Source organism: Microvirga sp. 2MCAF35, from assembly GCF_052115545.1.
In the GTDB taxonomy this organism is placed as follows: Bacteria; Pseudomonadota; Alphaproteobacteria; order Rhizobiales; family Beijerinckiaceae; genus Microvirga.
This window is the reverse complement of sequence record NZ_JBFRGW010000016.1, coordinates 81,277-88,866: the sequence shown is the minus strand read 5'-3', so window position 1 is coordinate 88,866 and position 7,590 is coordinate 81,277. Positions and strand designations below refer to the sequence as shown.

The 7,590-nt window shown below is 63.7% G+C and carries 9 protein-coding genes and 1 riboswitch; of the genes, 3 read left to right on the top strand and 6 right to left on the bottom strand.

What is annotated here, in order from left to right:
- Positions 1 to 142: 142 nt before the first annotated feature.
- The 6 genes from AB4097_RS10570 to minD form a co-directional block, all read right to left on the bottom strand.
- Positions 143 to 727: an ECF transporter S component gene (locus tag AB4097_RS10570; RefSeq protein WP_442039235.1), complete on the bottom strand. Its 585-nt coding sequence runs from the start codon at positions 725 to 727 to the stop codon at positions 143 to 145.
- A gap of 27 nt (positions 728 to 754) precedes the next feature.
- Positions 755 to 1,363, bottom strand: a complete 609-nt coding sequence (locus AB4097_RS10565; RefSeq protein WP_442039241.1) for a YkoF family thiamine/hydroxymethylpyrimidine-binding protein — start codon at positions 1,361 to 1,363, stop codon at positions 755 to 757.
- Positions 1,354 to 1,465: riboswitch (TPP riboswitch) on the bottom strand. (Overlaps the previous gene by 10 nt.)
- 63 nt (positions 1,466 to 1,528) lie before the next feature.
- The gene (locus AB4097_RS10560; protein ID WP_442039233.1) at positions 1,529 to 2,254 is read right to left on the bottom strand and encodes a ComEA family DNA-binding protein; all 726 of its coding nucleotides are present in this window, start codon (positions 2,252 to 2,254) and stop codon (positions 1,529 to 1,531) included.
- Positions 2,255 to 2,438: 184 nt separating this feature from the next.
- Positions 2,439 to 3,374, bottom strand: coding sequence for a DUF5996 family protein (locus AB4097_RS10555; RefSeq protein ID WP_442039231.1), 936 nt, complete (start codon positions 3,372 to 3,374; stop codon positions 2,439 to 2,441).
- 170 nt (positions 3,375 to 3,544) lie between these two features.
- A complete protein-coding gene (minE, locus tag AB4097_RS10550; protein ID WP_442039229.1) occupies positions 3,545 to 3,823 on the bottom strand; it encodes a cell division topological specificity factor MinE in 279 nt (92 codons plus the stop codon).
- Positions 3,820 to 4,629: a septum site-determining protein MinD gene (gene minD / locus AB4097_RS10545; RefSeq protein WP_442039227.1), complete on the bottom strand. Its 810-nt coding sequence runs from the start codon at positions 4,627 to 4,629 to the stop codon at positions 3,820 to 3,822. Before minD ends, minE begins: the two co-directional genes overlap by 4 nt.
- Positions 4,630 to 4,983: 354 nt before the next feature.
- On the opposite strand from minD, the gene AB4097_RS10540 reads away from it, so the two are divergent.
- Genes AB4097_RS10540 through AB4097_RS10530 form a run of 3 tightly spaced genes read left to right on the top strand, consistent with a single transcriptional unit; the run spans position 4,984 to position 7,534 of the window.
- Positions 4,984 to 5,958 (top strand): ABC transporter substrate-binding protein, encoded by a 975-nt coding sequence (locus tag AB4097_RS10540; protein ID WP_442039225.1) that lies wholly within the window; start codon positions 4,984 to 4,986, stop codon positions 5,956 to 5,958.
- The gene (locus AB4097_RS10535; RefSeq protein ID WP_442039223.1) at positions 5,958 to 6,764 is read left to right on the top strand and encodes an ABC transporter ATP-binding protein; all 807 of its coding nucleotides are present in this window, start codon (positions 5,958 to 5,960) and stop codon (positions 6,762 to 6,764) included. The genes AB4097_RS10540 and AB4097_RS10535 overlap by 1 nt, the downstream gene beginning before the upstream one ends.
- Complete coding sequence (locus AB4097_RS10530) at positions 6,761 to 7,534, top strand: ABC transporter permease (RefSeq protein ID WP_442039221.1); 774 nt, start codon at positions 6,761 to 6,763, stop codon at positions 7,532 to 7,534. The genes AB4097_RS10535 and AB4097_RS10530 overlap by 4 nt, the downstream gene beginning before the upstream one ends.
- Positions 7,535 to 7,590 lie beyond the last annotated feature (56 nt).

The window sequence follows — 7,590 nt, the reverse complement described above, 5'->3', positions numbered from 1 at the left end:
CCCGCGGCACGCCATGAGCCAATGGGAAATACGGTGAGATCCGCGCCATCTGGCGCTCGCTCAGAAGAAACAGATCACCCATCAGCACCTCCATCGCAGAGGCACTGAATCACTCCTCAGACCAAATTAATAGGTCCTGAGCCTAGGCGGCAGCGGAACGCTTGTCGACATCGATGCCAAGGCCCGCGAGCGCGCCGGTTTTATAGAGGGCACGCACGATCAGGTTTGCAAGCCAGCCGCCGAGCAGCGCGCCACTCAGACTGCGCAGCACGAACATGGCGATGAGCAGCGTGGGCTGAAGCGCGCCGTAATCGAACCGGATCCAGGTGTAGACATAGGAGAAAATCGCAGCACCGACGCCCGCCGCCATCAGCACCGGAAGCGAGTAATTGCGCCAGCGCGTGGCGGCGAAGACCGCTTCCGCGCCAGCACCCTGGACGATGCCGCTGACCACGAGCAGCAAACCGGCGGGGCTTCCCAGCAGCACCTGCACGGCCGCCGCCAGAACCTCAGCCGCAAGCGCCGCGCCCGGCTTGCGGATGATGGCGGCCGCCACCATCGAGGCGACGAACCAGAAGCCCATCACCACATCCATCGTCAAGGGACCGAAGACCGCCTGTGCGATCAGCCAAACCTGCACCCATCCGAGATAGAGCACGGCGAACACCGCGCCGATCACGGTGACGATGAGTGTCTCCCTCAGCGTCCAGCCACGCGTCACGGACATGACGACCTCCTTGTTGTACGACGGAAATCAAGCCTTGCTCGGACTGTTCGCCGAGACCTTGAGATCGAGCGCCACATGGCTCTGCGGGGCACCGAAGCGCAGGAAGGCTTCGCTCAACGTGGCGAAGACCGGGCCCGCATCGCCGCGCAGCTTGGTGCAGAAATTCTTCGACCGGTCGAAGACGCCGGATCGTTTGAGGAATTCGATGCAGCCGTAGATCTCGTCCATGTGGTGTCCGCTTCCGAGCGGATAGAGCGAGAACTGCGCGGCCACGACCTGCCCCGTGAGCGGCGCCGCCTCCACATGTCGGACGGCAGCGGCAATGCGTTCTTCGAGGGGCCGGTCGTGGTGCGAACCGGCAATCGGCGTGCAGATCGGATCGTCGGGTTCGCCCGGGCAACCGCGCGAAACGGTTGCGGCCAGCACGCAGTGAACGCCGCGCCGCGAGGCGGCAAGAAAAAGATCGCACATGGCCGGAAAGATCTGCTCCGGCTGGCCGACGATCAAGGTCGAGATGTCGTCGCTCTCGATCCGGAAGTTGGCACGGTAGGGATCAAGCGCCCCGATGGCGCCGAGGATGACATCGACGAAGTCGTCGGTCATCGGATAGAGGGAAATCTGTGCGCCGGAAAACATCGTCACCTCGCTCCGCTGGCATTACCCAGATCAGCTTGAGGGTCCAACGGCTTCGCGCCGTCATCTCAGCCCCGGCGATACGGAGCACCCCTGTCGGATGTGATTTGCTTAGCACCTTTCATCGCGGCGTGGCAAGCGGATCGCGCATGATGCGGATCACGGGAACTACCGCACCGCGACTTGATCCTTGATCCTCTCGAAGGTGTCGCGCCGCACCACGCGCTTGTTCACCAGATCGTCCACCGACTTGTAAGGACGTCCCCTGACGATGGCGCGGCCGAGCGAGCCGGCGCCTTTCAGTTTGTTCAACTCCTCGACCGAACTCTTGTTGAGATCGACGAGGTCCGAAGCAGGCCCGCCCGCCGGGACATACTGGCTCGCGAGGCTCGCCTGCTGGGTCACGGTACCCGTCATGTTCATGTCCGTGCGAGCTGCGGGCTGGGGCTTGGAGGGCTCCTTCCTGGACGATTGCCCGATGACGGCCTCGAACTGCTTCAGCACGGCAACGGATTGATCACGCGATCGTCCTATGGCGACCACGTCAATGGCGGGTTCGGCCATGGATTGATCCCATTCATCCTCGTCCGTCGGCGGAGCCGCAGCCAGCGGCTTCCTGGGCAGCGCAATCGGCGCGGCCGGATCCGCGTCGGCAACCTGGACCGGAGGAGTTCGATCGGACGGGGCCGGGGCTCTCGGCTCCACGGTGATGGTCTGCGGCGGAGCGGCAGCCACCATGCCCTCCGTGGCGGGACCGTTGTCCTGGAACCGCCAAAGGGCGAGCCACCCGGCATTCATGAGGCCGACGACCAGCAGAACGCGCAGGGCCAGACGGGCCGCGTTGTCGTTCGGTTCGCTGGGCGCTCGCGTTCGAGACAAATCGCCAACGTGCATGGGATCCTCGTACATCACATCGATGACGGAACCGTGGGAAGGCTAGAGCTAGACGGCGGATGTGGCGGAGGCGTGGCAAGCAAAGCCCATAATGCGGCTTCAACGGCAATTTTGAAGAGGTGTGGATTCTCCGCACGCATCCCGACGGGCGCGCAACATCATCACCTGCCAGGGAATCGCGGCGTCAGACCGGACGCACCTGCGCAGGCGCACCGATGGTGCATTCGAGCGTCGCGCGATCCCATTTGCCCGCATCGGCGGCGGCATCGTAGGTGGTGACGAGGAAATCGAGCAGCAGCCTGTCGGGGTCTTCCGCCTGACGCACCGTGTCGTAGGGCAGGATGAACTCGCCGAGCGTGGTGTCGAAGGATGCGCCCGGCGTGACCGTAGCATCGCGAAAGCCCGGCGGTTCCGGGTAGGCATAGGAATAGAAGGCCGGCTGCGGAAAGGCATCGCTGCCAGGCCAGAAGCCCGCGCTCGAAACCTCGTGCGAATAGGCCTCGCGGGTCACGTCGTCAGGCAGTCCGGGCACGCCGCCGGGATGCGGCGGCGCGGTCCGCCCGGAAAAACGCGTCACGGCGAGATCGAAGCTGCCCCAGAAGAAGTGTACCGGAGAGGATTTTCCGAGAAACCCACTGCGGAACAGCTTGAACACCCGGTCCACCTGCAAGAGCACTCGCCAGAAACGCTGGGCCGCGTCGCGGTCGTAGGACGCATGAACCCGATCCTGGGAGAAGGGAATGGGATCCGCCACCTCGTTCGGCATCTCGTTGATGGCAACCGTGATGCCGATATCGCTCAGGATGGTGAGGAGCCGCGAATGGAAATCCGCAACGCTCTGCGGTTGCAGCGGCAGCTCCCGCTCCTCCCCGCTGCTCGTGCGCACGCGCAGGAGATGAGAAAGGAAGTCGAACTCGATTTCCAGGATCTCGTTGCCGATGGGAATGGGTGAGGTGCCGAGGCCACGCGCCGTCACATAGAGCGGAACCTGCCAGCCGTGATTGAGCCAAGGCGTGAGGGCAAGCCGGATCTTGCCGACGATCTGGGTCCAGAGCTGAAGGGTCGCCGCCGTGTCGCGCCAAGCGGGATACGGCAGATCGGGCCAGGACGCGTCGCGCATCGAATGCCTCCGGTGACGAACGGATCTCAAGCCGAGTAGATCATCGTTCAGCCAGGGCAGCAAGGCTGGGCAAAACGGGAGAGCGGCGAAAGTCGCTTCGATGCGATATAGCGTTGAAGCGGATGTCGTTCCGATGGAATGACGTCCGCTTCAGGAGGATCGAGGTGGGATCACGCGGCCGGGCGCATCCCTGCTGCGATCTCGGTCGGAATCTCGATATCGACTTCCAGGGTCGACACGGAGGCGCCGCGGTCCATCTTGATCTGCACGTTGTCCTGCGGCACCGCCATATGCTTGGCGATCACGGCCATGATCTCCTCGCGCAGGATCGCCACGAGGTCGGATTCCCCGCCCCCGACAATGGTTCGCTCATGCGCGAGAAGGACCTGAAGCCGCTCGCGGGCGACGGGCGCGGACGTGTTGCGCTTGAAGAAACTGAACAGGCTCATGCGGCCCTCCGTGAGAAGAGTTTGCTGAAGAGACCGCGCTGCTTCTGCACCTCGACGATGGTTTCGCCCTGGAGCTTGCGCACTGCATCGAGATAGGCGCGGGCCGGCGCGGAGTTCGGGCTGCCGAGCGTCACCGGCGCACCGAGATTGGACGAGCGCAGCACTTCCGTGCTCTCGGGGATGATGCCGAGAAGCGGGATCGAGAGGATCTCCAGCACGTCCTCGACCTTGAGGATCTCGCCGCGCTGGGCGCGGGCATTGTCGTAGCGCGTGAGCAGAAGATGCTTTTCCACCTGCTCGCCCTTCTCCGCCTTCTCGGTCTTGGAATCGAGCAGGCCGATGATGCGGTCGGAATCGCGGATGGAGGAAACTTCCGGGTTCGTCACGACGACGGCCACATCCGCGTGGCGCATGGCGAGCGTCGCGCCGCGCTCGATGCCGGCCGGGCTGTCGCAGATGATCCAGTCGAACTTCTCGCGCAGCCCGTTGATGACGCGCTCGACGCCCTCTTCGCTGAGATTGTCCTTGTCGCGGGTCTGGGACGCGGGCAGCAGGGAGAGGGTCTCGATGCGCTTGTCGCGGATGAGCGCCTGCTCGAGCTTGGCATCGCCCTTGATCACGTTGATGAGATCGAACACCACGCGGCGCTCGGCCCCCATGATCAGGTCGAGATTGCGCAGGCCCACGTCGAAATCGACCACGGCCACCTTCTTGCCGCTCTGTGCCAGCGCCGCGCCAAGCGCGGCCGTGGAAGTCGTTTTTCCGACACCGCCCTTGCCCGATGTCACGACCAGTACTTTCGCCATCCTTGGTTCTCCTCGCCCTACAAAACTGCTCCTGCGACGGCACCACCATCAGGTTCCCCGGAGGACCGCAGAACATGGTCGGAGAGCGGAGGCGGATCAGGCTGTCGCGTGTTTATTACGCTACGTAATGCATCTTATTCGACGCCAGTTATGGTTACCGGGCAGTTAACATTTCCGGTTTCAACCAAGTTTTTTGTTGAAATAACAACAGTTTCAGCCCGTCATGGGCGTTCAAAGGAATACTGTCCTCCTGCCGGAATCAAAGCGGCTTCCCAGAGACACTACCTTTTCCCATCCCATTGACGTTCAGCCGGGAATCCCTAGCCTTTGACCGATGTCACTGGAGGTCTTCCGATGCGGCGTGGATGGCGGATCCTTCTCCTGTCGGTATTGTCGCTCGTTGCGGCACATGCCTCGGCGCGTGCTCAGCAGCCCATGACGGTCCGGGTCGGACATTTCCCGAACATCACCCATGCTCAGGCCCTGGTCGCCCGCGCCTTCGAGCGGCAGGGACGCAACTGGTTCGCGGAGCGGCTCGGACCCGGCGTGAAGATCGAGTGGTACGCCTACAATGCCGGTCCCAGCGCCATGGAGGCGATCTTCGCCAAGTCGCTCGACCTGACCTATGTCGGCCCCAATCCGGCGCTCAATGCCTATGCCCGTTCCCGCGGCGCCGAGGTTCGTGTCATCGCAGGCGCGGTCAACGGCGGCTCGGCCCTCGTCGTGCAGGGGGATTCGACTCTGACCAAGCCTGCCGACTTCAAGGGCAAGCGCATCGCCACGCCGCAATTCGGCAACACGCAGGACGTGGCGGCGCGGGCGTGGCTCGTCGCCGGTGGATTGCGCATCACGCAGACCGGCGGCGACGCACAGGTGGTTCCCACCAGCAATCCCGATCAGCTCTCCCTCTTCAAGGGCAAGCAGCTCGATGCGGTATGGACGGTGGAGCCCTGGGTGTCACGGCTCGAATCCGAGGCGGGTGGCAAGATCCTGGTGGAGGAAAAGGACGCGATCACCACGATCCTCGTGTCCAGCGCCGATTTCCTCGCGAAGAATCGCGACCTCGCCCGACGCTTCGTCGACGCCCATCGCGAACTCACCGACTGGATCCGGAAGAACCCGGACGAGGCCCAGCGCATGGCCCGCGACGAGCTGCAGGCGTCCTTCCGGCTCGACATGTCGCCGGAACTCGTCGCCAAGGCCTGGAGCCGCATGGTGATCACGCCGGATACGTCGCGCGAAGCGTTTCAATCCTTCGTGACCAGCGCCCAGCAGGTCGGCTTCCTGCGCGATACGCCCGATTTGTCCCGCCTGATCGAGGCGCCTTGATGGAGGCGCCCGACACGAATGCCATGACCGGACGACCGGCGAAACTGATCATCGACGGGGTTTCCAAGCGCTTCATCGCATCAAGGGCGGCTGTCCAAGCTCTCGACAACGTATCCATGACGATCGCCGACGGCGAATTCGTCTGCCTCATCGGGCCGAGCGGTTGCGGCAAGTCCACGCTTCTCGACATCATCGCAGGCCTGACCAGACCGGATGCGGGACGTGTTCTCGCCGACGGCAAGACCGTGCATGGCCCCGGGCGCCAGCGTCTCGTCATGTTCCAGGAATCCGCGCTGTTTCCTTGGCTCGACGCGTTCGGAAACGTGATGTTCGGGCTCAAGCTGCGCCCCGATCTCACGAATGCGCAGCGCAAGGAGATCGCCCATCATTTCCTGAAGCTCGTCGGCCTCAGCAAGTTCGAGCATGCGCAGGTTCATGAACTCTCGGGCGGCATGAAGCAGCGCGTCGCGCTGGCGCGCGCACTGGCTCCGGATCCTCATGTGCTGCTGATGGACGAGCCCTTCGGGGCGCTCGACGCCATGACCCGCGACCAGCTCTACGACGACATCCAGCAGATCTGGATGGAAAGCCGCAAGACCATCGTGTTCGTCACGCACAATGTCCGCGAGGCCGTGTGCCTGGGTGACCGCGTCGTCCTCATGTCGCCCTCGCCGGGGCGCATCCAGCAGGTTTTCGACATTCCCCTGCCGCGCCCGCGCGACATCAACAGTCCGGAGCTCGCCGGCTATGCATCGAAGATCGCGGCAGCCCTCAAGGGCACCCTGACGGAGGCATTCTCGGAATGAAGCGTCTCGCCTCCGCTATCCTGTTCTTCGCACTCCTCATTGGCCTGTGGGAGCTTGCCGTGCGCAGCGGGCGCTGGTCCGTGGTGCTGCTCCCCTCTCCCATCTTCGTCGGCGAATACATCTGGGGCGCAATGCTCGACGGCACGCTCGAGGAATCGACCTGGGTGACGCTCAAGCGACTTCTTGTCGGCTACGCGGCCGGCGTCCTCATCGGCCTGCCGCTCGGCCTCTTGACCAGCACGTCGCAACTCTTCGAGGACACGCTCGGATCATTGGCTCTCGGCTTCCAGACCCTGCCGAGCGTGTGCTGGGTCCCACTGGCGCTGGTCTGGTTCGGACAGACGGAAGGCGCGATGCTGTTCGTGGTGATCATGGGCACCGTCTGGTCCGTCATCATCGCGACGGATCACGGCGCGCGCAACATCCCGCCCATCTATGCGCGCGCGGCGCGCACCATGGGATCGGAGGGCTTCCACAAATGGACCCGGGTGATCCTGCCCGCCTCGCTTCCCTTCCTCGTCAGCGGCATGAAGCAGGGCTGGGCCTTCGCCTGGCGCTCGCTGATGGCCGCCGAGATCTATGTGACGATCCTCACCGGCTTCGGCCTCGGCCATCTTTTGCACTATGGGCGCGAATTGAACGCCATGGATCAGGTCATCGGCATCATGATCGTCATCGTGGCGATCGGACTGCTCGTCGACCGGCTGCTGTTCTCGCCCTGGGAGCGGTTCCTGCATAGGCGCTGGGGCACGAATGTGAAGGAAGCATAGCTGGGCTGCATTGCTCTCCCTTGGCGTCGCGTCCCTTTGAAACATTTCCTTCTCCC